The organism is Blautia sp. HA9023 (genome assembly GCF_056504095.1).
Map to the genome: position 1 here is coordinate 499,988 of NZ_JBWLUR010000010.1, position 26,537 is coordinate 526,524.

The window sequence follows — 26,537 nt, forward strand, 5'->3', positions numbered from 1 at the left end:
CCCTAATATTTTTCCATAAATTTCTTTATATTATTTACATAAGTGCCAAAAATATCAGTAATATATTGTTTATCAAAGATGTCAATAATATAATCCCATGAAATCTTCAAATATCCCAAATCATCTCTTACATGGTGATCTAAAACCACCTGCGGTGTTTGGCTTATCGCATATTCTTCTTTGAATGAATATCTTTTTTTTGTTACCTTAGACACATTCCCCTCCAGCATACAAGTAAACACTACTGGCATAATCGCTTTTCCTGCTCTACCTGAAGAAAGCATTTTTAATATATTGCTTCCTTCAAATTTTCTATATTGAACTAACCGCCACATCTGTTCTTGAGTTGCTCGAATAGCATCCAATAAAGAATCCGTTTTTTCTTGGTATGATATTACTGCATTGTTAGTAAATTCACCCAGTATCCCATTCACATCTTCATGCAATAACTGTCTATTAAACAATGTTACATTTATGGAAAGTCCTGGAGTTTCACTATATTGTGCCAGTGTTTTCATAAAAATTGTAGAAATTACTGCAGCAGGAGTAAAATGATAGTTTTTTATTTTCTGATATAATCGTTGTGTTTCTATAAAAGAAAAATCACATTCAATTCTATCAAATCTTACATTCTGCACTTCTGCAAATTTTTTCTGGTAATTCAGTTTGGGAAAGCTCGGCATATTTTTTACTTTTTCTTTCCAGTATTCTTCAGCTTCCAAATCTCCTTTATCTGTTTTTAATCTCATGTAATTCATAAAAGAGATTCGTGGAAATTTAACATCTTTTCCATAGTACAAACTGAAAATCTCGTTCAACAGTAATTTTGCACTCCATGCATCCAAAATAATACAATCAAAATCTACATGTAAAACACTTGTCTTTCCTGATGTTTTCCCAACGCAAAAATGGAACATGGGCCATTTATAATAATTATACCTATGATGACTTCTCTCTAGCCGCTTTTGCTCTCTATCATTCCCATCATATAATGAATAAACTGGCACAGAATAATATGGCACATTATCTAAAAAACTCGCTTTCCCCTCATGTGTTACAATCAACCGTAATGCATCATTTTTAGAAATAACCAGATTTATCATTTGCTCAAGTCGTTCAACATCCAAAGATTCTATTGTATATTCGATGTAATAATGCGCATTTATATTTCCCAACTCACACCCAGCCGTTTGTCCCACAACATAAGCTGTTTGTATTGATGTTAATGGAATCACATTTTTTTCGATCATTCGAAAGAAATCTAAAATTTGACCTTTAGCCATTTTAAGAATCCTTAATGTTTCCGGTGCCAATTGTCTGTTTTTAGATCTGTATCGAATTTTCTCCCCTTCTCCCCAAATTTGAATGCCATTCTCTCTAAGTTGCTCCAAAAACTCCAAAATATCGGTATCATTATTAAATATGTATTTACTCATTACGTTTCCTCTAATATATATCTTTCGATTTTGCTGATAGTCGGATACTCAAATAACTTGCCGATATCCATAAAACACCCTATTTTCTCCGTCATTTGGTTAGTAATTTGTATTGCCTGTATCGAATTTCCACCTATTTCAAAAAAGTTATCATTTATATCAATATTTTCAATTTTTAAAACTTCTCTCCAAATTGCGAGTAATTGCTCCTGAAGTTGAGTAAGCTGTTTACAATTATTATTCTTTTTAAAAATAGGCTTTCTATTTTTTTCTGCAACAATCAAAATTTTATGAATATCCTTTTTCCCATTTGAATTAAGCGGAATAGCATTCGTTTTAATATATTCTGTTGGAATCATATAGATCGGAAGATCTTTTTTTAACATTTCCTTATAAAACTTGTCTATCCGGTCACGATACCTTTTTTCCTCTACTAATACAGCACATATGTCTTCTATCGCATTATCCCTTTTAAAAAAAACAAACGCTTCAGTTATACCTTGAATCCTTCGTAATGCAGCTTCAATTTCGCCCAATTCTACCCGATATCCATTGATTTTTACCTGATTATCCAATCTTCCAAGAAATTCAATATTACCTTCATTCCAATACCGTCCCACATCTCCAGTACAATACAATCGTTCCCCAGTTCTATCTAAAACAACAAACTTTTCTTCTGTTTTTTCATTATCGTTTAAATATCCCTGTGCAACGCCATCTCCGGCAATATAAAGTGTTCCCGGTACCCAGTCAGGGCAATCTTCCATATTCTGATCCAGAACATAATACTTCTGGTTTGCAAGCGGTTTCCCATACGGAATACTCTTCCAATCTTCCGGCACAATCTCTGGGATCTCGAAATGATTGGACCAAATACTGCCTTCCGTCGCTCCTCCAAGTGCAACAATCTCAACATTCTGAAACAGATTACGGATTCTCCCCGGAAGTGAAACCGGAACCCAGTCGCCACTCATCATTACCAACCGCAACGATTGTGAAGTTACCTGCCTTTGATATTCCTCATATTCTGCCAGCATTTCTACAAAAGCTGGCACGCTGTTCCATACGGTAATATTCTCATGATTCAACCAGTGAATCCAATGCGCTGGATCTTTTCCATATTCCGGATCCGGAAGAACCAATTTCCCACCTGCGCCTAAAACGCCAAAAACATCATAAACAGACAGGTCAAAATGAAGATTGGAGATTCCAAACGCCGTATCCTGTTCTGTAATCTGATAGCGTGCATTGATATCCAGTATTGTATTCACTGCATTATGGTGAGTAATCATTACTCCTTTCGGCATCCCGGTTGTTCCCGACGTATAGATTACATACGCAAGGTCTCCCGCCTTATTCTCCTGTGCTTTGTATTCAGAATCGGTTTTTAATCCAGACACAGAAATACAATCCCACTCGTGCAGCCATTCGGTATCCTGATCATACGCCTGATTCTGCACAAGAATGATTCTTGTTCCACTGTCACGGAGAATCTTTTCAACTCGTTCTCTCGGATTATGGATATCTATCGGAAGATATGCGGCTCCGGCAAACAGGATTCCATAAACAGCAACTACCTGCTCCCACCCTTTTTCCATAAATACAGCTACCGTCTCTTCTTTTTTTATTCCCATGCTCTTCAACTGCCCGGAAATGTAAAACGCCTCTTCTTTTATCTCCCGATAAGTCATCCGCCTGCTGCACGTTACCAGTGCCTCCTTATCCGGAAATTTGTCTGCCGCCTCCAAGAATAATCCATCCAACGTTTTCTCTTCAAATTCAGCCGCCGTTTCATTCGCCTGACGCCGTTTTTCTGAAATTTCCGCTGTTACCAGACTTGCCGTTTTTTCCTGCATGATCTCCGGATGAACTGCTAGCGTATGAAGCAGGCCGGTATATGCCCGGAACATCTCATCCAGCATTCCCGGATAAAATAATTCGTCCACGGAATCCCAAAACAGGCATAAACAGCCATCCATTTCAACCACCTGATGATCCAGCCACACCTGCGGCGTCTGTGAAATGTTATAGTTCAGTTTTCCAAGCCACTTTCCTTCATTCCACTGCTCCACGCCAAGGCCACTGGTAAACACTACCGGCATAATAGCGCCCCGCATATTTCCAGTCTTTTTCTTTAATTCGCGCTCCAGTTCAACCGCGCCATAAGCTGTATGCTCCAGATCTTCTGTAAGCTGCTTCTGAATTGCCTTTGTCCTTTCCGCAAAATTATTCCCTGCATTCTTTATCTCCAGCAATGTCAGTGTTGTAAAATCTCCAACCAGATTGTTCACTTCCGGATGCAATTGTTTCCGGTCAAACTGCGTCAGATTAAGTGTAAAACCCTTATTACTGCTCCACAAGCGGAGAGTCTCCGCATAAGCACTCATCAAAAGAACAGAAGGCGTTACCTCCAGTCTTCCCGCCGCGTCTTTTACAGACTGCCATTCTTTCTGTGACAGTTTTGCGCTCCGGCGACAGAAACGCTGCTCTGTAATCTGGCTTTCGTTCTTTGCAAGCGGCAGATCCGGTGCGTCCGCAAAAGTCTCCACCCGGTCTTCCCAATATTTTTTATCTTTCTCATAAGCAGAGGTAGACTTTATCTGCTCCAGTCCCAGCACGTAATCCCGGAAAGACAAAGTAATCGGCATTTCCGCTTTTCCATTTCGATATACTTCTGCCCACTCATTTAAGAGATGGAACATACTCCAGCCATCAAAGATAATATTGTCAAAACTGATATGGATTCTATGCTTCTGGTCCTCTATTTTAGTGATTCGCACATCAAACAGAGGCCATTCATCTGTCTGAATTACCTGATGAGACATCTCTGCCCGTTTTTCATCCAATGCCTTTTCTTTTTCTGTCACTTCCAATTGTCGGATATCCGTCACGTCAATATGATACTGGGGAGTATTCTCCAGTATGCGCTGCATACCATCCGGCTGGATAATAACACGCATCATCCCATGCCTCTGTATCAACAGATTCCATGCCGTCTCTGCGCACTCAGTATCAAGGCCGTCTGCATCCAGTTCAAAATAACAGTGCGTTGCAACATTCCCCAATTCATACAATCCGCTTCTGCCAAGCCAGTAAGCATACTGCACATCGGTTAATGGGAACGGATGATATGCTTCCTCCAGATTCGGTTTGATCTGCAGTGTATCTTCTTCTTTCTGTTCGGACTGTTCAATAGCTTTTGCCAGAGATTTTACGGTCAGATTTTCAAAAATCGTGCTGATCGTTATTTTGCAGCCGAAGGTTTTCTGTACTTCCGAGATCAACCTTGTGGCAATCAGCGAGTCTCCCCCAAGGCTAAAATAATTATCTTCAATTCCGATATTTTCATATCCAAATAATTGTTTCCAGATATCTAAAAGCTTTTCTTCTGTTTCTGTCGTTGCCTTTGAAAATCGGATAACCGCAGTTTCTTCTTTAAAATCTTCCCGCAATTGCTTCCTGTTAATCTTCCCATTGGACAATGTTGGGAGCTGCTCCATGAAATGATAATTCTGTGGAACCATATACTCCGGCAGTTTTTCTGACAGATATTCCCTTAGTGCTCCATTATGATAGGACAGGACAGACGCCTGCTGTCTGCTGCAGCATATACATCTTCCATATCTCTCTGTCACAGCACAGTCTTCGCCCAATCCTGCCTCTGATAAACATTCTCTCCACAGCAGGCAATCCGGGGTAACCAGCCCTGCTTCTTTTCTCTTGTCCCGAATATCCGCAAAACCATTTTCCAAAAAAGCCGCTGTAAGTTCCTGAAGGTATGTCCTTACCACAAGGTCAGTCATCAGCAATATTCCGTTTGGCTTCAGTAATTCCGCTACTTTCTTTACCGCATCCGCAGCATCAATATTTCTATGTAAAGCATTTACCGATATCACAATGTCATAACTATGCAAGGACATCTGCTGCTTATCCATGCCTTCTTCCAGATTCAGCATCTCAAACTCGACTCTCTCATATCCCGCAAGTTCTTTCTCTGCTTCCTGCAGAAAATATTTTGAAGAATCCGCATAAGTATAAGCCACGCTTACATCTTCCAGTGCATTCAAAAACTGTCTTGTAATTGCAGTGTCCCTTGTACCAATTTCTATAATCTGGAGTGGCTCTTTTCTGCGTTCTTCTGCCAGAAGCCTTAATCCCTGCACCAGTCTTTCCACTGTTTCCTCGCAGCCCGGAATCCTCCGAAGCAGCATATTCGGAGCCAAAGCCGGCTCTTTCTGGTAAAATACGTCCAGCGGAACTTCATTCCCAGTAACCATATGCTTCAGATACGGCTTCAGTTTATTAAAATACGTTTCCGTATCTCCAGCTTTTTCCGGTACAGCCACTTCCTTCCCGGTACGCGATAGTCTGCCGTCCTCTTCTCTCAGGATTCCTTCCTTCTTTAAAATTTCCAACCATCTTGCCACAGTATTCTTCTGTGTTTCCGTAATGCTCCCTTTTTCAAAAATTTCCTTCTGCGAAAGAACTTCCTTCTCTGATACAAAAATGCCTAACTCTATGAGTGTCTCCAGCATAAGCTGTACACATCTCTGGTCTGCATAGGCAAGGAAATTTTTGTATGCTGTCTTCCGTTCCTGCTGCATCTGCCAATTGCTGACATCATCCTTCAGTTCTTTCCAGCCCCCGCCAAAGATATCTGTGCCGTACAAATACGTTGTAACTTTAGAATCTTCCTGTATCGGCGCTCCGATATAAGCAGCCAGCGTTTTATTGCCATGACCATCACTAACTGTATCAACAACTGCATGAGCCACACCCGGAAACTCCTGAATCACATGTTCAATTTCTCCCAATTCAATCCTGTGTCCGCGAATCTTTACCTGATGGTCTTTTCTTCCCAAAAATTCAATTGTCTCATCATCCCAGATTCTTCCGAGATCGCCGGTCCGATACCATCTTCCATACTGATCTGTGATAAATTTCTGCCCCGTAAGCGCAGAATCTCCCCTATATCCTTTTGCTACACCAAAACCGCCAATCCAGAGTTCGCCTTCTGCCCAGTAAGGGCAATCCCTTCCATACTCATCCACAACACGATATGCCTGATATCTGAGTGGCTTTCCATAAGGAATAGATTTCCAGTTTTTCAGCATCGGCAGGGTAACATTCTGATAATTGGACCAGATACTTGCCTCTGTAGCTCCTCCCATAGCGACAAACTGGCAATCCTCTGTCCATGCCGCAACCCTCTGCGGGAGATCCATCCCAATCCAATCTCCAGAAAGCATAACCGCCCTGATCGGCAGTTTCTGTTTCATGGATTCCGCCCGTATCAAAAGCATATCCAGAAGCACCGGCACTGAATTCCAAACGGTAATCTGATATTTCAACACTTGTTCCAGCCAGTAATCCGCATTCCTTCTCTCCTGCTCTGGAAGCAATACCAATGTTCCTCCTGCGCCTAAAATTCCAAAAACATCATATACCGACAGGTCAAAATCCATAGCTGATACAGCCAGCGCCCGATCTGCACTTGTCACATGGTACTTTTCATTAATATCCTGAACCGTATTCCATGCGCTTTCATGCGCAATCTCTACACCCTTCGGAACACCTGTAGAGCCTGACGTCATGATGATATAGGCGCTGTCCTTCGGCGACACCTCTGGCAGTCTCACATTTTCCTGTCCCTCTTCCATACCTTCCATCACAAGGATTTCCGTACCTTCCGGCCAGTCCAGTTTTTCGGATAATTCCCGATTCGTGACCACATAGCGGACTCCCGTCTTCTCATGGATTAACGCTCTCCGATCTTTAGGCTGGCTTAAGCTGACCGGAAGGTATGAATTTCCGGAAAGCAAAATTCCTAGTGCCGCCTCGATCTGTTCTATCCCGCGCGGCAGGGTAAGTGCAACCGGGACTCCCTTAATATCCTTTTCTGAAATCCCTGCCGCCACTGCTGTCGCCCGTGCTTTTAATTCCCCATAGGAAACCGATCTTCCGCTTCCCGCATCAATAAGCGCAATATCTTCCGGGCAAACTTCCGCATGGTTCATAACAGCCCAATGCAGGCATTCCACACGCTCCGGCACTCCTGTACGCGCTGTATCTTCAATTTCTCTTTTTCTTTTTTCAGGAAGCACATCAAATCGCTGATTCCAGTCCTTCTTTCCCAATTCATGCAGAAGATTCTCAAAACACTCCAGCATATCCGGGATCATATTCTCCGGGAATAACTTATCCACGCTGTCCCATGTAAGCTGTACGCCATTTTCATCTTCATAACTCTGGAAGTCATTCCACACCTGCGGCGTTTGGGAAATCATATAGGAAAACTGCCCCAGTTCTTTCCGGAACGTATCATTTACCAACGGCGTTCCCAGATTGCAGGCAAAAACAACCGGCGCCACTGCCGATGCGTCTCCATACATCTGTGCAAGATCTCTCTGGACTTGCACGCCGGAATATGCCGTATACTTCATATCCTCATGGAGTTGCTTCTGGATCCTGTCTAGCAATTCTGCAAACGTCGGATTCCCTTCGCAGTCAATCTCCAGCAATAACAGTGTAGTGAAATCTGCTATCACGTCTTCCAATCCCTGCTGCTCTGTTTTCCGGTTAAAAAATGGAATATTAATAAGGAAACGATGATTCCTGCTCCACCGTTCCAAAACCGTCGCATATGCAGTAAGAAGAACCATTGCCGGAGTTGTCTGGTATTCCTTTGCCCGTACTTGCAGATGAGCCCACTCTTCCTTGCCAATCCTTACAATCCTGCGGTTGAATACAGTCTTTGTCACTTCCTGCGGCCGTTTTGCCAGTGGCAGGCCTGGCCCTTTCGGCAAATGCTCCAAGCGTTTTTTCCAGTATTCTTCTGCATTGTTTCTCTCTTCCTTATCTTCCTCTTTCTGCCGTTCCAGATAAGAAGCAAAATTCCACCCTTTTGATTCTGCCGGAAGGCTTTCTCCGCGATAGGCAGCCGCCAAATCCCTCAATAAGATCTGCAAACTCTGTACATCGGCAACCAAAAGTGCCATATCCACGTGCATGCGTGCCCTATTTTCAGGAAAAAGCGTAAGCTCTATTCCTGCCACTTCGCCTTCCTCGATCTTTAGCTTCCGATGGGATAAACGTTCTCTGACAGATACTGCCATTGCCTCTGCTTCCTCAAATGACATCCGTGAAAAATCATGAACCTTTATTTTTTCGCAATACGGCTTATCCAGGATTTTCTGTGTCCCGTCTTCCAGAAAGCAGGCACGCAGCATGGGATGATGATACTGCAGCACATTCCATGCTTTTTCCAGACGCTCCGGATCTATATTTCCCCCATCAAACTCTAAATACGCATGACAGTCTATTCCTCCAAGAGCCTGTTCTTCATCCCTGCCAACCCAATATGCATACTGTATGTCTGTTAAAGGAAACGGCTGTTTCATATCCTTTTCCGGCGTTATCTTAGATTCTTGCGCCCGTTTTTTGCCCGTTTTTTTCTTCATGCTGCGCTGGATCAGCGCCCACCAGCCTTCAAGGGTAGGATTTTCCATCAATGAACCGAATGAAACCTTAACCCCCTGTTTTCTCCACTGGTTTACCAGACGCATGATCGTCAGGGACGAAAGCCCAAGCTCCAGCAGATTTTCGGAATCCCCCAAATCTCTGGCTACCGGCAGCTTTTGTTTGATCTGTTCCTTTATCTCTATATATTCCATGATTCTGTCTCCTTCTATTTTTCCTGTGCCATCCGTTCTAATGCTTTCTTATCTATTTTTCCTACGCTGGTCAGTGGCCATGTCTCTACCCGTTCTATCTGATCCGGCATTTTATACGCCGCAACGCCTATTTCCCGCAGGAACCTGTGGATTTCCTGTAAATCGATCCCGGCTTCATCATCGGTCACAAGGAATGCAGATATCCGGTTTCCAAGGGTTTCATCCGGAACGCCGACAACGGCTGCCTCTTTGATTTTCGAATGCCTGCAAAGGTAAGCTTCAATCTCTGAAGGCATGATCTTTTCTCCGGCGCGGTTAATCTGCTCTTTGATCCTCCCGCCCAAACGTAACCTTCCGTCTTTCGTCCACATAGCTTTATCGCCCGTCCGGTAAAATCCGTCCGGCGTAAAGCTCTTTTTATTCGCTTCCTCCGCCATATAATAACCATCAATCGTATACGGGCCTCTGGATAATAATTCCCCAAAAACTCCTTCCGGTACGGCCTTATCTTCTTCATCCACAATCTTCACTTCATCCGCAGGAGACACCGGAGTTCCCTGGCATCTTGCAATCAGGGAACCTTCATCCTCCGGGCTAGTAAAGGACAGTAGCCCCTCCGCCGTACCAAATACCTGCATCAGTTTACACGGCCATTCTTCAATGATCTTATCCGCAAGGGAATCTTCCAGCATTGCGCCGCCTACCTGCAAAATCCGCAGGCTGGATATATCAAAATCTTCATCCCATTCCAGCATTTCCATGCACACAGTAACCATAGCAGGAACCAATGCCGTTATCGTGACACCTTCCTCTGTAATTTCGTCAAGGATATCATCCGGGCTGGTCGCAGACGCAAGCACAACTTTTCCTCCCACGTCCAGCGTGCCTAAAAGCCCCGGGCAGCATAATGGGAAATTATGAGCTACCGGAAGAGACGCCAGATAAACGTCACTGCTATCCAGGCGGCATCTCTTCGCGGACATGCGGGCATTATACATATAATCCGTATGGGTGCGCGGAATCAGTTTCGGAACCCCTGTCGTCCCGCCGGACAGCAAAAGCACCGCCGTTTCATACCCATCCACAGCCGGAAATGCTCCATTTTCTCCACACGTTTCCGCAATCATTCCACTGATATCCCCGGATTCGCTATCTACAAATATATGCCGGATACATGAATATTTCTCTTTCATCGCATTTGCCATCGGCACATATGAAAATCCCAGATATTTCTCCACCACAATATAAGCGGCCGGCTTTGCCAGTTCAATAATTCCTTCCAGTTCCGCCTCCCTGTGGGCCGGCAGCATCATGATCGGCACCGCCCCTATCTTGGAAAGCGCAAAAAACACGACCACAAAAGAAATCCTGTTCGGAAGCTGTACAAGCACTTTGTCTCCCTTTAAAATCCCTTTACGCAGAAAAGCTGTCGCAAGACAATCTGCTTTTTGCTTTAATTCCATATAACTGATCTCCTCTTCGCTGTCCGTGACCGCAGTTCTTTCTCCATATTTTTCCGCCCACTTATCAAGCTGTTCTCCAAAACTACATCTCTCCCAACCTTCCAGATACTCATATTTGCTCATATCTTTCTTATAACCCATTTGATTTATCTCCTTTCTTATGCACCGCCACATACGCAGCATATCCTTTGATCCTGACCGGATACAGGAACCAGCCCTGATCATTCCTGCCTTTTTCTATAATTTCCCCGTTTCTGACAGAGAAGAAATCCATTCCTCTTCCTAATCCAATACCGAGCGCTTTTACATACGCTTCTTTGGCCGCCCAGTACTGGAAAAACAAAGCCGATCCTTCCTTTATTACATCTTCCGCTTCTTCTTCCGTATAAAAATTCCCGGCTATCTCCCAGTAATCCGGACATCCCGCCATTTCCTGCACATCCACTCCGATGTCCATTCCAACAGCGAATCCCGCCAGTATGAATTCTCCCGAATGCGAAATATTAAAATCTACGGTCTGCTTTCCTGCAATCTTTTTATGATAAGGCTTGCCCCGTTCACTGACAGAAAAATCAATCGTTTCCACATCTAAATATCTTTTCAAGAGAAGCCGCACGACAACCTTCCCGGCTATATAACGCATCCTGTCTTCCGAAAAGCGGAATCTTCCGACCTGCTCCGATTCCTGCCCACTCAGGATATACTCATGGTTCACCCAGAAATCTGTCATTTCCGGCCAGCAGATGCACCATATATGTATCTCATTTTCACGGATACAAAGTTTGCCTGCCGCCAGAAATTCCTTCGCTCCATACCGTTTAATCTCCATCTTTTATTCCCGGCAGGCGCCTTATAACTTCACTTATTACTTCGTCTTCGTAATCCCGCAAATAAAAATGTCCTCCCGGAAATATCCGGTAGCTAAAATCATTATCCGTATACTTTCCCCATTCGCAGATTGCGCTCTCATCCGCTTCGCCATCCTTTTCTCCGCCAAATGCAGCGATAGGCGCATGCAGTACTATTCCCGTCTTGTCATAATATGTTTCATCCATGGTAAAATCTGCCCGTAGCATAGGCAGAAAGAAATCCAATAATTCCTGATTCTCCAGTATCTCTTTTGGCGTCCCCTCAAATCTTCCCAGTTCCCTCTTAAACTCTTCATCCGGAAGATGATAGATCGGCTTCGGCTCCGGAATACTGGGAATCCGGCTACCGGAAATAAACAGACAGCTCGCTGTATATCCGACCGCTTCCAATCTCTTTTCCAGCTCATAGGCAATCTTACCGCCCATACTGTGCCCCCATAAGGCATACGGTCCATCCACAACCTCTCTTACTGCCTCTTCCAGATCATCTAACATAACCGGCATATCTATATACGGCTTCTCCATGATCCGTTCTTCCCTTCCCGGAAGCTGAACCAGACATACCGTTACTTTTCCCTGCATCTTTTTCGCCCACTGGTTATAAGCAGAAGCGCCGCCCCCCGCAAACGGCAGACAAAACAAAGTTATTTTCTCTTTGTTAATATTTTCTGTATTTTTTATCAACTTCAAATTCACTTTTATGTTCCTCTTGCATCATGTTCTTTTTTATTCTGTTTATTATCATTTTGTGATATGCTTTTCCCAAGCATTTCTTATTCCTATCCAAGATTAGTTAACTCTAACTCTTTGTCAAAAAAAATTTTTGATCCATCCCAATATTAAACCGGACGCCAAAACAATATGTGCTACCATAATCCCGTTTACGACCAGGAAATATCCGGTTACAGAAAAAACACCTGCTATCGCGCATTCAATAATTAAAATTGCCCTCGCGCGCATACCATAAACTTTCTTTTCTTTCTCATCCAGTTTCTTACTGCTGGCATCCACCGGTGCCATAACAAATATGACTCCAACTGCAGCAAGCCATATGATCCGTATTTGCCACATCACAGCCGAACCAGACGCCAGATACTGACCGCACAGAAGGACAAGGATACTAGAAACAACCATGCAGCTCCCTGCTTTTTCTAAATGAATCCCTCCGGCATACTGCCTTAGAACAGTAAAGGGCAATAAAAAGACTAGCATCTCCAGCCAATTCCCCGTTACAATGCCAAGTATGACAATGATAAGGTATATCGCCACCCTGCCCAGCAGTACGCCGTAAGCATATTCATACAGCCTGCGGTCTTTCTCTTCAAGAATCCCGTTCCTGTTTTGCACTTCAAAAAGCCAGCCGATAGTTTTTTTCCACACTAGAATTTCCTCATTTTCTTAACTTCTTCCGGCTCTTCTTCCTGATAGTACAGCCAGTTGCACGCCAGATTTGCCGTATATGCCGTCAGGCAGAGTGCAAGACAGTTTACAACTCCAAGTACTTTGATACCCAAGCTTTTTCTGATTGTTTTTTTCATAGTTACATGCCTCCATTTTTTTCCGATAGTTTACACAAAAATCGCCCTTTTTTCAATTACCGTGGCAAAAACGGTAACTTTTTGGGCGATTTTTGCACATCTTTATTTTATTGTAAAGATCAGCTTAACAGAGAACTCCTGTTCTCCGACCTCCACTCTCATAATTCCAGCATACTTTTTAACCAGTTTTCCAACCGTATGCAGTCCGATCCCGTGACTGTCTGCATCTCTTTTGGTGCTTATGTACCGGTCCTTGTCCTTTAACAGTGGAACAACATACCCGTTGCAAAATTCCATAACAAGGAAATGTTCCTCATTTCCCATATACATCCTGCATTCCACATATCGGCCATCTTTTGTCTTTTCTGCCGCTTCCAGTGCGTTATCCAAAAGATTACCTACGATTGAGATCATATCCAGTTCTTCCAGAAAGTCCAGCCTGAGATCATTACCCAGGGTAATCTTATAGGAAATATTCTTAGATTCCGCAAGGAATTTCCTTTCGCACAGGATGCTGTTCAAGATCGGGTGTTCGCAATACACACCTTTTTGAAGGCTCTGAATCCGGACACCTAAATGTTCCATAATCTCCTTAACCTCTTGATTTTCTCCTTCTTCCATCAAACCGGCTACTGTACAAATAAATTTATTTATATCGTGTAAGAATGCCCTGTTATCCTCATTGACCTTATTCATATACTGTAAATTAGCAATCTCCGCCCTGCTTTTCTGGTAAAGCCGGTCCATCTTCTTCACTTCTTCTGATTTCTCTACAAACCGGTCAAACACTGAGAAAATGAAGATATTCGTCAATAGCAGCAGCGAAGCTCCTACCGGAACCATAACCCTGTTCATTCCTTCAAAAGAAATATTTGAATAAAACACACATCCTAATATAATGATCGTAGCGGTTGGCAGCATGAGCAGCACAGTAAAAGTTTTATTCTCAATCGTCAGATAATTCCTTTTTCTCGTTACCTGATTAATGCATTTAATAAACAGAAATGTCATGGTACTCATCAGTAGTAGCGCTAATGTTTTTTCTATTTCCGTCCCAAAACCCTCAGATGCACCAGTCACGCCATACGCATTCGTAAGCGTTGCAAAGAGAAATTCAGGAATAATTGCCAGCACATAATAGCAGCATACTATAACCAGCTTCTTCCATATATTTCCCCGGAACACAACCATTGACACAATCATATACGTTACCGGAATCATTACCATATTAAATATTGAGGATTCCAAGTGGTTGATTCCGAGCATTATCAGCGCTACGACAAAATATATGAGAAATTTTCCCCAAAAGTTTTCTCTTCTGTATGGAAGCATGTTCTTTTCCAGATCTTCCAACAGATACATTTGAAGAAGGCAGATCAAAAAATCTCTTACTATCATACCATGCCGTTCCTTTCCCCAAGAAACATGATCAGAGCGTCAGCAAACTGACCTTTTCTCGACCTTGAAACATTCAATTGGATTCCCATCTGTAGCAGCGCCACATTCTTTTCCAATCCTTCCACTTTCGCCAGATTTACAATATAACTGTTATGTGCATACTCAAATCCCCTTCCGGCCAGACGTTCATATAAATCGCCTAAAGATTCCTTACAATGCATCTCATCTATCTCCCCCTGCCTAGCAACGTATATAGAGCAACCCCTTTTCGCCAGACAGATATATAAAATGTCTTCCGTATAGATACGAATTACTCTTCCCGCTGATGTAACCGTCACGGAAGAATCTCCACAGTGCAATTTTACTTTTGATAAAATTGCAGGGATTTCCCTTTTTAGACTTCTGTCATGCAAGTCTTTCATAATATACCGGAACGGCTGCCCAATATTGATGCTGTCTGAAGTCGGTTCAAAGTATCCGGAGCAGAACACCAATATCGCTGCCCTATTGTATTCCCTCAGCTTCAGTACCGATTTATTCCCATCCAATCCGGGCATACGCATATCCATAAAGACCAAATCATGCAAAATATCAGCATTTTTCAGTAGTTCCTTTCCTGACTCGTATTCATAAAACCGTATCTCGCTCTTAGGAAGAATCCCTTCCGTTTCTATAACCTTCTCTATTTTCTCCCTGTAATTTTTATCATCATCGCAAATTGCTATTTTATACATCTATGTCCTCCTAAGTTAGTTTACCCTAACCCTTTTTCATAAAAAATCCATCCTGCAGAATCTGAATCCTATGAGCATTTACTCTTCCTATAGTTCGGGTTCCAAATCTGCAAAGATGGGATCAGCAAAAAATTCCTGTATTGTGACATCCAATCCATCGCATATCTTTTTTATTGTAACTACGCCAGCATTCTTACTCTGACCATACAAAATATTCTTTAATGTTGAAGGAGGAACGCCAGAACATACCGCCGCCTCATTCACTGTGATATCTTTCTGATTAATCAGATCGTTTAAACGATATATGACCGCTGTTTTTATATCCACGGTATCGACCACCTTTTTTTCTTCTATTTTATATAAATCGGCTTTAAAAGGTCGCCCATATATAGTCTTTTTGATCTATGTACGATATTTTTTTAACAGTTTTTCTTATTCTAGCAGAAATCCGCTAAATTTCTATATTTTATTAGATACATGAAACCCTGTGAGAACATTTCTGATCCTACGCAGGGTTTTCCACTTTGTTATAAAATTTTTATATTTTGCAGTATGCTGGATCGGAGTTATCATTCAACTTTCCTTCTGCTGCCGATTGTAAAAACATATTTTTACGAATAAATATTCAGCAGTTCTTCCGGAGAAAGCAGTGTAATCCAAAAGGAAAGAAAATCCTTTTTATTCCTTGTCACACTCGCATCACACTGATTCGCCTTCGTACAAGTTGCAAGCAGGCAGTCTTCAAAATCAGATACTCTCTGCAAATAATCAGGCAGCACATCTTCGTTCGTCACTGTCAGCACTTTTGCTATGTCCAAAACGGAGCCAAGTGCCTTTCTATAAATTTATACCGTTCTTACATCCCGATCAGCTCCTCTCTCCAGCTCATCTTTTCCCTGCTTTTCTTGGATTTTTCTCTTATTGATTTCCAGTCGTTCATGAATAGATGGCTTCTTTGCCTTCGTAGTTGCTTTATTCTTTTCTGTTTGCATACTCGAAACTACCTTTTTCACAGCTTTGTCATTATCCCCTTTTGTCACATTCGCTGCTCTTGACGCTTCTACTCTGCTGTCCTGCTTTTCTGCAACCTGCCGTTCCTGCTTTTCCTGCACACTTTTTTCTTCCAGACTGCAAAAGCTCTGCAAATATGGCAGCACATGGTTCTGCATATCGGTCAGATCTTCCATACACTTCTGAAACTCTTCATTTCCCTTGTTTTTCAGATAACCAATCCAGCTTTCATCCGTAAGTTTCAGTTCATTTTGGAGTTTCAGCTGACTTAAAATACCGCCATTTCCTGTTCCAATATCTATTTTCCCTTTGAAATGTTGCAGCATTTTATCGCCTTTTTCCGCATAATATATAGTAAAAAACATCTGGGCTGTTACCATCGGCTCATCCGTCCTCGGATTACGGTCTGCGTACCATTCCTTATCCTTCTGTGCAGTACGGGAATCCAGATCTGAGAGCTTCTGACAGCGTGGTTCCATCAGCTCTCGCTTTTCACAGTAATTCACATACACCATCGGCTCTGTTTCTTTGGATATATCTGGTTCGTAGGATTTCAGCCGTTCCAGCAAAACACCTGCCCACACGGACTGCTCACAGTCTTCTTCAATCACATCCTTCAGAAAGGAAATATAAGAACCAACATTTCCACTTTGCAGATCCAGCATGACTTCCTGTATGGTATCCTGCCCTGGCTCTACATGGTCCCGATAGTCATACGGATCGAAGTCTTCCGCAATCTCATCCAATGCTGCTGCCAGTTCTTCTGTTGTCATTTTTTTCGGATACATTGCCTCACGCACATCCTGAATCGGGATATATTTATAATCAGGCAATGCTTTATGAATCTTCTCCAAACCTTCACGCACCACCGGCTGATCTTTTAAAAACCGCACATTATCCAAGAAGTCGCCGTGTATCGTTGTTCCCATTACAATCAACAGTTCTGTTTCATCAAACAAGCTATCCTCCGGATCACGATAAATAATCCCCATTCCACTGCCTTTATAAGCGTTTTCCGGATCTTCTCTGTACTTCTCATAGATTGCTGCGATTTCTTTCACATCTGTGCTTTTCTCATAAGCTCCCATATCATGAATTTCATCACATTCTGCAGCATAATATTCAAGATAAGCTTCTTTCTTAGGCGGCATATTATTGAGTACATTATCAATCATGTTATAATTGGCCTCTTCCAGTTCCTCCACCTTTGCCAATGGCTTATATTCGCCCTGGCTTTTCTGAATCTCTGCCATTACAGCTTCATCCATTTCTTCTACTTTTTCCATCAACTGATCATAATCCCCACGGATACGTTCTCCCGTCCAGCCTTCGTCTTCCAAAAGTTCCTCCGCCGCTTCTTCAATAGAAATTTCATCATTCTCATAAATGCCACCATCCATCAAGCGGAAATCTTCATCGTAAAAGGAATAATCATATCCTTCTTCTGTTCTCTGAATAGCAAAATATCGTTCTCCTACCTCATATGCCAGTTCACTAAGAACCTGTTCTTCCAGATTCAGGAAAGAATCCAGCTGTTCAAAACTGATACTGTCTACAAAATGAGCAGTTACCTTTTTCCCGTCATTCAGAACTATGATATCACTGACAGACAGGGAATGCCCACGGAAGTCTTCCGGTCTGTCAATGTTGAACTTTTCAAAAATATCATCCAGTGACATATTTCCTGATAATTCACCAACATAGACCAGCTTATAATCTTCTTTTTTTATCTGCATACCATGACTTTCAATAAAACTCATATTCATAAATGCATAGTTTTCTCCCGGTAAATCATCCCGAATCTGATAAATTCCAAATGTCCTTCTTGTTCCTAACAACAGATTTGCTTCTTTCAAAGATTGAATCTGTGGATATTTCTGCATTTCCCATTCCAGGTTACGGAAACGCTCCAGTTCTGTCATAGACATCTGATAATGCTCCGGTCCTCGTTCAATTTCCATGCGTTCTGTGACATACATAGGTGATGAAAAATTAGTGATCAGATAGATATCTGCTCCTGCATCGTATAATTTCAGTGCTTCTTCCTGCTCAATGACACTCATAGGCTCCTGAAATGCTCCTAAATTTTCTTCTGCATAATCTAGGTTGTTATCTTTTATCCGTTCCCACATCTGCGATTCCATTCCAAACAAACCGTCATGTGCCTGTATCATTTCTTTACTCGCATATTCACCTTTACTGCCAGCACTGCCAAGACAATAAATCTTAGAACCCATTCTGTGATAATCCAAAGCTGCTTCTTTTCTAAGTGGCACCATATCTTCTTCCATATATCCATAGTCACGTAATTCCAGCTTACCTATGGTTGGATCTGGCAGTTCTTGAATATCCATTCTTGCGTCATCCAGCAAATCCTCTACACCTTCTGAATCTGCCTGGCTCACTGCATCTGCCAGATTTCTTACCAAAGCCCTAACTTTCTCTTTCTCGCCGATCAGATTCGCATATTCAAAAAGCTGTTCTTTTACATCTGTTGATATTTCTATACCTCTACTCTCTGCCTGATTGATCTGTTCCTGCGTATATTCCTGCATTTTCTGCGTTTCTCTACCTATTATCCTGTTTCTTGCCATATAAGTTCCTCCTGTATTCTGAAAAATGGCATAACCCACAGAACATACTTTCTGTCAGATTATGCCATCTTCCTTGTTTTCTTATTCCAGACCAAAGTCCCGTTTTCTGTTATCCTTGCCAGTTTCACTTTCCCGCTGACTCTTTTCTTTATAAATCTGCAGTTTTTCATGGATAGAACCACGTGCCGGTCTTTCTTCTTTCTCATCTGATTCAGATACCTCTGCTTCTGCATCTTCCCGTTCATCCATATTGAGCAATGCATTTAACTCCGACAGTCGCTCCAGTTTCTGGTTCAACTCCTCTTCTTTTGGAAATGGCTTTCCAACCTCTTCTTTTGCATTTGCAAGCTGTTCATATACTGTTTCCAGTCTTTGTTGTGCTTCTGAAAGCTTCTCCGGATAACTGTCCAACAGATTGTTGATACGGGTAATATTTCCAAGTGCATCTGCTCCAAGATGAACTTTCGAGACAGCCTCATGTTTGACAGATAGTATAAATTCTTTACTCCATCCATCAAACTGAATCCTCATATTGAGTCCCTGATAGTTTCCGATATCCATCGCAGCATCTACAGTTTTAATATCTTTACATACCGCCAGAAGTGCTGCTCCTGCCTCTTTCTTTTCTGTGAACACTTTGCCACCAATCTCCATAGTAAACTGCTCTGGATCTGTGCTTTTATGCTCAGAATAATGAGCGATGTCTGCCTTGTAGCTGTCAATGATTTCCATCAGTTTTGCAATCTGTTGTGGAAAAATCCTTACAATATCATCTTCCAGGCGGTACTGGTTATTCATGTGGTTGGCTTTTAAAAGCTTTAATTTTGCCACATCAACATCCAATGCCATCTTCTCTTTTACTGCTGGATTTCCGGTTGCAAGAGCTTTGACCTCTGCATAGGAAAGTGCCGCTTCGTCCACATCTTCACAGCTTCGCACAGGTGCTTTACTGGTCATAATCTGAGAAATGAATTTCTGCTTGTTCTCAATCAACTGCCACATGTAGCTGTCAAATGTGGATTCTGTTACATATCGGAAGATATGAACCTTTTTATTATGATTTCCCTGGCGGATAATACGCCCTTCTCTCTGTTCCAAGTCAGATGGTTTCCAACCAATATCCAGATGATGCAGTGCAATCAGACGATCCTGCACGTTGGTCCCAGCACCCATCTTTGCTGTCGAACCAATCAAAAAACGAACCTGCCCGGATTTCACTTTTCCAAACAACTCCGTCTTCTTTGCTTCTGTATTTGCATCATGAATGAATGCAATCTCTTTTTCCGGTACACCTTTTTCCATCAGTTTCTGCTTCAAGTCGTCATAAACATTGAAACTGCCATCACCTTTCGGTGTGCTCAAGTCACAAAAAATCAGCTGTGCCGATTTCTGTGATGCTGTGTCTTTCCAGATCTCATAGCTTTTCTCTGCACAGACTGATATTTTGCTTTCTGGATTATCTGGCAATAATTCGTTCACCAAACGCTGATCCAATGCTAATTTTCTTCCATCATTGGTAATTTTCAGCATATTATCAACCGAAGCATCTACCCCTCCGTTTCTGACAACTTCTGCACGTTCCCCCAGACTTTCTACGATTTCTTTCTGCTGTTCCGTTGGTTTCAGCACCACTGTTTCATATTCCGCCTCTGGCACAGGAAGCTTTAACTGATCGGAAGTCTTGATATCTGCAATCTCCTTAAACATATTCATCAGTTCCGGAATATTATAAAATCTTGCAAATCTTGACTTTGCACGGTAGCCTGTTCCTTCTGGTGCAAGCTCAATGCTCGTGACTACCTCGCCAAAGGTGGAGGCCCAGGAATCAAACAGTCCAAGTCCCATATTTTGTAATTTGCTGTTCTGCAGATACCTCTGCATAACATATAATTCCGTCATGCTGTTGCTAATCGGTGTGCCCGTAGCAAAGGTAATGCCTTTTCCTCCGGTAATCTCATCCAGATACTGACATTTATTAAACATATCCGCCGACTTCTGTGCTTCATTCTGTGCAATCCCGGCTACATTTCTCATTTTTGTATAAAGAAATGCGTTTTTATAACTGTGTGCTTCATCTACATATAAATGATCCACTCCCAGTTCTTCAAACGTAACTACCTGATCTTTTTTCTCTTTCTGATTCAGTTTCTCCAGCCTTGTCTGCAATGTTTTTCTTGTCTTTTCAATCTGTTTGACGGTATAACGTCCACCATCCTGTTCATACCTTGCACTCTGGATTGCCATTTCCAGATCATCAATCTGCCTCTGAAGCATGGCTTCCTGTTTCTCATCAGAGATTGGAATACGCTCAAACTGGGAATGACCAATAATAACAGCATCGTAATTTCCCATAGCGATTCTGGCACAGAACTTCTTTCGGTTTGCCGGTTCAAAGTCTTTCTTGGTTGCTACCAAAATATTTGCTCCTGGATATAACTGCAGGAACTCCGCTCCCCACTGCTCAGTCAAATGGTTTGGCACAACAAAGAGATTCTTTTGTGATAATCCCAGACGTTTGCTCTCCATTGCCGCCGCTACCATTTCGTAAGTCTTCCCAGCTCCTACTACATGTGCCAGAAGCACATTATCACCGTATAACTGATGTGCGACTGCATTTTTCTGATGTGGACGAAGCTCTATTTCCGGATTCATTCCTGGAAAACTCAAGTGACTACCATCATATTCACGGGGACGGATACTATTGAAACGCTCATTGTACACGCTTACCAGCCTTTCTCTCCTCTGCTGATCCTTAAAAATCCAATCTTGGAATGCAGCCTTCAAGGCATCCTGCTTTTGTGATGCCAACATAGTTTCTTTTTTATTCAAAACTCGCACTTCATCCCCATTGTCATTTAGGACTTTATCATAGATTCTAACATCTTTTAGATTCAAGGTATCTTCCAGAATCCGGTAGGCATTTGCTCTCTCCGTTCCATACGTTGCATAGGCAAACGCATTTCTTGGACTGTCGGCGTTCTTTCCTGTAATCCTCCACTCACCATTTACCTCAGAGAATTTTACCTGTATTTCCTTCTGTGCAAGATACCTCGGCGTATGAAGCAGTTCCACCATAAAATCCTGATAATCCGAAGGTTCAATCCAGGTGGCTCCAATACGCACTTCAATCTCCGACGCTTCCAGATCTCTTGGCTGAACTGCCTCCAATGCACGCACATTCGGTGTGAATTCCGGATGATTCTCTGCAAAAGTTCTCGCTGTATTTAATTTATCTCTGACGTTTCCAGACAGATATTCATCTCCGCTTTCCCACTGGTCTGTCAGTGGATTTTTGAAGATAACTCCAACCAGCTCTTCTGTGATTTTCTCTTCGGTCTTTCCGGTCAACTGTGCCATATATGAAAGATCTACTTTAGCCTTTTCATTTAGGGACAGAGCAAGTGCTTCTGTGGCTGTCTCCACACTTGTCACAGCGACCGCCTTTTTAATGGTTCGTTTGGTGAACATGTCCGCTTTCCGCTTCAATGTTCCATCTTCATTCAAGTCTTCCAGGGAACACAGCAGACAATAAGAAGAGTCATCAGAAAATGCACGTTTGTTAGCATTACTTCCAATAACTCCATACTTTGCTGTGTAGGTATCATACACCTGATTCAGTTTTTTCTGCTGTTTCTGGATTTCTTCGTCTGTGACAAATTCTTCCATCTGCATGGCGATCAGTTCACGAACGGTATCACGGATTGCAACCATGCCTTTTACACGTTCTGCAGTGGCTGCAGGCATTTTCACCTGATTCATCAAAGAATTGACACGGTAATATACCTGATCATCTACCACCGTATAGCTGTAATTTCGAACATTCGGATCTGCCGGAATACTCTCTGGCATCTCATCCAGTTCTGCCTCTATATCTACTGCCGCTACCATGCTTCCCTTGATGTGTTTTACAGCTTCTTGTAACTGTAATTCCAGATCAGCTCCTTCCATTGGAGCACAGGTTGTTTCCATACCATACGGACCGGACACTTCTTTCATCTCACCAAGAATCAATCCCGGATGCTGAACAAAATACTTGTTAATGGTAATCCCATTCGCATCACTCTCCAAATTCACCCAGTCTGGCATCTCTTTTGTGAAACTCTCACGCTTCTGGAAAAACAAAATATCAGCACTGACTTCTGTTCCTGCATTTGCCTTAAAAGCTGTGTTCGGCAGTCGGATTGCCCCCAGCAAGTCTGCACGCTCTGCCAAATATTTCCGGACTTCCGGTGATGCCTTGTCCATAGTTCCCTTTGTTGTGATCAACGCAGCTACACCACCTGGACGTAACTGATCTATAGTCTTGGCAAGAAAGTAATCATGAATCATAAAATTGTAGCGGTCATACTGACGGTCATTGACCTTATATGCACCGAATGGCACATTTCCGATTGCCACGTCAAAGAAATCATTGGGATAATCCGTCTTCTCAAAGCCTTTGATCTGGATATTGGCATCTGGATAGAGAAGTTTAGCAATTCTGCCACTGATGCTGTCCAGTTCCACTCCATAGAGTTTGGACTGGTTTAGATTCTCTGGAAGCTTTCCAAAGAAGTTCCCGACTCCCATAGATGGCTCCAGGATATTTCCCTTTGTAAATCCCAGATTCTCCAACACCTGATACATACTTTCAATCACAATCGGCTGTGTATAATGAGCATTTAATGTGGAAGCTCTGGCTGCAGCATATTCTTCCGGTGTAAGGACGGTCTTTAATTCCAGATATTCTGTCTCCCATGCAGATTTTGTCTCATCAAATGCATCTGCAAGACCTCCCCAGCCAACGTACCTGGATAAGATTTCCTGTTCTTCCGGTGTTGCATTGCGATTCTCATCCTCACATTTCTTTAACAACTGGATAGCCATGATATTGGCACGGAACTTTTCTTTTGCTGTACCCTGTCCAAGCTCATCATCTGTGATGCGGAAGTTCGTTGCTGGAATCGTTTCTGATATTCCGTTAATCTCTTCCAAAGATTCTTTTTCTTCCGATACCTCAACTTCTCCAGATAATTCTTTTTCTTTTTTATCATAATCTGTCCACACACGTTGAGAAATAGCAGTAAAATACAAGGACTCTTCCTCCATAATTTCTTCCCTGATTTCCCGTAATTCATCTAAAGTATCCGCATTTACAGTTTTGTTGTGATAATGATAATAAAGTACTTCTTGTCCGAGTTTTACATCCAGACGTTCCAATTCTTGTGTTGACATTCGATTCCAAATATCATCTTTTTCCGTATGAATCGTGAAACCTTCTCCATCATCATGATATTCTAATGTGTATTGAAGTCGATTCGCTTCTCCCTTAACTTTGCAATCAAAATCGTGGATTTTTGTTCTGGTACCAGACATATATTCTGAATCAACTAATCGCAAATCAGTTATATCTTCCGCTGTCAAAGTATCCTGCTCCAGCTGTTCTCCTAACATCTGCTGTGCTTCTTCCAAATCTGCCAGTCTTTGTGCTTCCTGTCGTTCTTCGTACTTTTCCATTTCTTCCGGTGACAAATAATCATCTGTGCGGATTAACTGGCGAACACGTTCTGCAACCTTGTTCCACTTTAATAAAACTTCTACCTCTGGACTGCCAATTTTCCCTTTTGCAAGTTTTAATCCTTTTGCATCATGGGATGCGTCGGAAGCATCTGCTCCTGGTATTCCGGGTGAGGAACCACCTGTTCCATACTCATTTTTCAGGAACTCAGCTGCATCTTTCATATCATGATGTTCCATGAAATACTCATAGATTCGGTTACGTCCTCCTGCAGTAATGCCGCCTCTTCTTAACACTGCGTCAATTTCATCCTGTGTGATAAAGGATAGTGCCGGACGTTCGACCGTAAATTTCTGGTCTACCCAGGAACGCTCCCTCTGAAGATCCTGAAAGCGTTGGAAATATTCCGGATTATGCTGAATCTCCCAGCGGTGATAATCTCCCGGATTCTCATCCATATATTTCTGCAGCCATTCAAAACGATAGACAATCGCATCTGCTTCCTCTTGATCTGTCCATGCTCCACTCACTACATCCTGCCAGTCTGAATATGATTGTTTCTTTTCCCAGTTTCTGCAAGTATCCCGAAAATGAAGTGCAAGAAGATTGGTCATTTCTTCCTGCTCCTGTTCAATGGCATTATTGGAAATCAAATTATCCACGTAATTTCCATCCTCATACATATCCCGAATTCTGTTCGCTGCTTCTTCCCACGTAACCATGCGGTCAAAGTTTCTTCTGGCAGAGTCCCCTCGCCGGATACGGATACCATCATTGTCATACCAGATACTGATTTTCTGACCATCTATGGTAAATCCTTTGCCACCAGTTCCATATTCATCTTTCAGAAAACTCCGCATTTCTTCATTATCCAGACCTTCAATCAGTCTTGCTGTAATATGAAACAGTGTATTTTTCTGTCCGCTTCCCGTGCGGAGAATATCATTTACCACTTCATCGGAAATAAGAAAAGCGGCTGGCTGTTCCAATGCAGCTGCCGCTTTCCTTATTTCTCCTAACTGTTCCTCTTCTGTTGGGAACAGACTTAACTGTAAATAATCTCCTGAATCACCAGCTCCTCTGCCTGTGCCTTGATCTGGTTCATGTGTCTGGTCCATGCCATCCCGTCTGCCATTTTGTCCGGTGCCGGATCTTTCTCCAGAAGTTCGTTCATCAGGTCGTCTACTCTCTGTCTTGCCTGGCTGTCGATCTCCATCAGATGACTGTCCAGACGGTTCTGCAGTGTCAGAATGTTGAACCTGGCTACCTTGTGATTTCTCAGATACTCTTTCCGCATCATTCCGTACTTGCCGATGGTTCCTCTCGTCTCTTCCAGGCTGATATCTGGAATCTGATACTCTCCGTTCTGGCTGTAACTGATCTCTCTCATAGTCTGTTTCCTCCTTTTTTTCTTCTCTATCTTCTGTGTTATCTGTATTACTTTCACGAATTAACGTGTTAAATTCATTATAAGCTACTTCTTTTTCTTTTGCAACCGTTTTCAGGTCATTTTCCAGATCATTCAGAACATATCGTCCAATCTGCATCAGAACTGGTCTGCTGATCTCGTTGACTGCACTTCCCAGATGTCCTAATACTTTCAGCTGATTGAAGTCCGTAATATGCCGAAAATCCTCTGCATCCAGATATTCCTGTACATCCAGTCCACACCTGTTTAGTAATACATACCAGACACTATTGGTCATCAGTTCCCGGAATTCTACTTCCTGATTCTGTTCGTCCAGTTCTTCCAAAAATGTCCCTGTCACATCCAGTCTCAGTTCTTCCAATGCATCTGGAAGCCATTCCTGCATACTCTCCTTCGCTGCCTGATGCAGACTTTCAGCAAGCCCTCCTTCTGTATCTTCCAGTGATAACTGCTCCTGCAGATAATCTGCAACCAGTTGTTCACCTTCCATTGGAAGATTCCATAACTGTGGATCTTTTCCCAGATTCCGCACTTTATAAGTGTCCTGCACATCAAATACATACCGAAGTTTTGTTTTTGGTCCGGAAGTATTGTCAATCAAGGCAATCCCCTTGGATCCCTTTTTTATCCAGCGGTACATCTTCTGATTCCAGATTTCCATGGATGCTACGGCAGTTGCTTCCGGTCGCTGTGCATAAATTAAAAGCTGTTCTGGAAAAGTGTATTTGTACAGTCTGGATGAAGTGTTTAGGAACCGCATCCATTCCTGCGGACTGGCAGCTACATCTTTTGCCACCTCTTCCGTCAGCTGTTCCATTGCATATAATTTATTTGCCATGTGCTACTCCTTTTCATAAAATCAGGGACTGCTTAGTACAGTCCCCTTAAAATCATC

The 26,537-nt window shown here is 42.6% G+C and carries 12 protein-coding genes; all 12 read right to left on the minus strand.

All coding sequences use genetic code 11. From position 1 onward, the window contains the following. Positions 1-2: 2 nt before the first annotated feature. The 12 genes from AC04Q6_RS17905 to AC04Q6_RS17960 all read right to left on the minus strand — a co-directional run bounded on the left by AC04Q6_RS17905 (position 3) and on the right by AC04Q6_RS17960 (position 26,480). Positions 3-1,436 (minus strand): condensation domain-containing protein, encoded by a 1,434-nt coding sequence (locus AC04Q6_RS17905; protein WP_476389799.1) that lies wholly within the window; start codon positions 1,434-1,436, stop codon positions 3-5. Continuing rightward, positions 1,436-9,109, minus strand: a complete 7,674-nt coding sequence (locus AC04Q6_RS17910; protein ID WP_476389800.1) for an amino acid adenylation domain-containing protein — start codon at positions 9,107-9,109, stop codon at positions 1,436-1,438. Before AC04Q6_RS17910 ends, AC04Q6_RS17905 begins: the two co-directional genes overlap by 1 nt. Before the next feature lie 14 nt (positions 9,110-9,123). Continuing rightward, positions 9,124-10,713 (minus strand): AMP-binding protein, encoded by a 1,590-nt coding sequence (locus AC04Q6_RS17915; RefSeq protein WP_476389406.1) that lies wholly within the window; start codon positions 10,711-10,713, stop codon positions 9,124-9,126. After that, complete coding sequence (locus tag AC04Q6_RS17920; RefSeq protein WP_054335603.1) at positions 10,703-11,401, minus strand: 4'-phosphopantetheinyl transferase family protein; 699 nt, start codon at positions 11,399-11,401, stop codon at positions 10,703-10,705. The genes AC04Q6_RS17915 and AC04Q6_RS17920 overlap by 11 nt, the downstream gene beginning before the upstream one ends. Then, positions 11,391-12,137, minus strand: coding sequence for a thioesterase II family protein (locus AC04Q6_RS17925; protein ID WP_024720773.1), 747 nt, complete (start codon positions 12,135-12,137; stop codon positions 11,391-11,393). The genes AC04Q6_RS17920 and AC04Q6_RS17925 overlap by 11 nt, the downstream gene beginning before the upstream one ends. Before the next feature lie 114 nt (positions 12,138-12,251). Continuing rightward, a complete protein-coding gene (locus AC04Q6_RS17930; protein ID WP_476389407.1) occupies positions 12,252-12,821 on the minus strand; it encodes an accessory gene regulator B family protein in 570 nt (189 codons plus the stop codon). Continuing rightward, entirely contained in the window at positions 12,821-12,979 is a 159-nt protein-coding gene (locus AC04Q6_RS17935) for a cyclic lactone autoinducer peptide (RefSeq protein WP_015528432.1), read from the minus strand. The genes AC04Q6_RS17930 and AC04Q6_RS17935 overlap by 1 nt, the downstream gene beginning before the upstream one ends. Before the next feature lie 102 nt (positions 12,980-13,081). Next, positions 13,082-14,377, minus strand: a complete 1,296-nt coding sequence (locus tag AC04Q6_RS17940; protein ID WP_117579908.1) for a sensor histidine kinase — start codon at positions 14,375-14,377, stop codon at positions 13,082-13,084. Beyond that, positions 14,374-15,111: a LytR/AlgR family response regulator transcription factor gene (locus AC04Q6_RS17945; protein ID WP_055059676.1), complete on the minus strand. Its 738-nt coding sequence runs from the start codon at positions 15,109-15,111 to the stop codon at positions 14,374-14,376. Before AC04Q6_RS17945 ends, AC04Q6_RS17940 begins: the two co-directional genes overlap by 4 nt. Positions 15,112-15,198: 87 nt before the next feature. After that, positions 15,199-15,438: a helix-turn-helix domain-containing protein gene (locus AC04Q6_RS17950; RefSeq protein WP_054337273.1), complete on the minus strand. Its 240-nt coding sequence runs from the start codon at positions 15,436-15,438 to the stop codon at positions 15,199-15,201. A gap of 518 nt (positions 15,439-15,956) precedes the next feature. Next, the gene (locus tag AC04Q6_RS17955; RefSeq protein WP_118037241.1) at positions 15,957-18,716 is read right to left on the minus strand and encodes a YodL domain-containing protein; all 2,760 of its coding nucleotides are present in this window, start codon (positions 18,714-18,716) and stop codon (positions 15,957-15,959) included. A gap of 81 nt (positions 18,717-18,797) precedes the next feature. After that, positions 18,798-26,480: a DEAD/DEAH box helicase family protein gene (locus AC04Q6_RS17960; protein ID WP_476389801.1), complete on the minus strand. Its 7,683-nt coding sequence runs from the start codon at positions 26,478-26,480 to the stop codon at positions 18,798-18,800. Positions 26,481-26,537 lie beyond the last annotated feature (57 nt).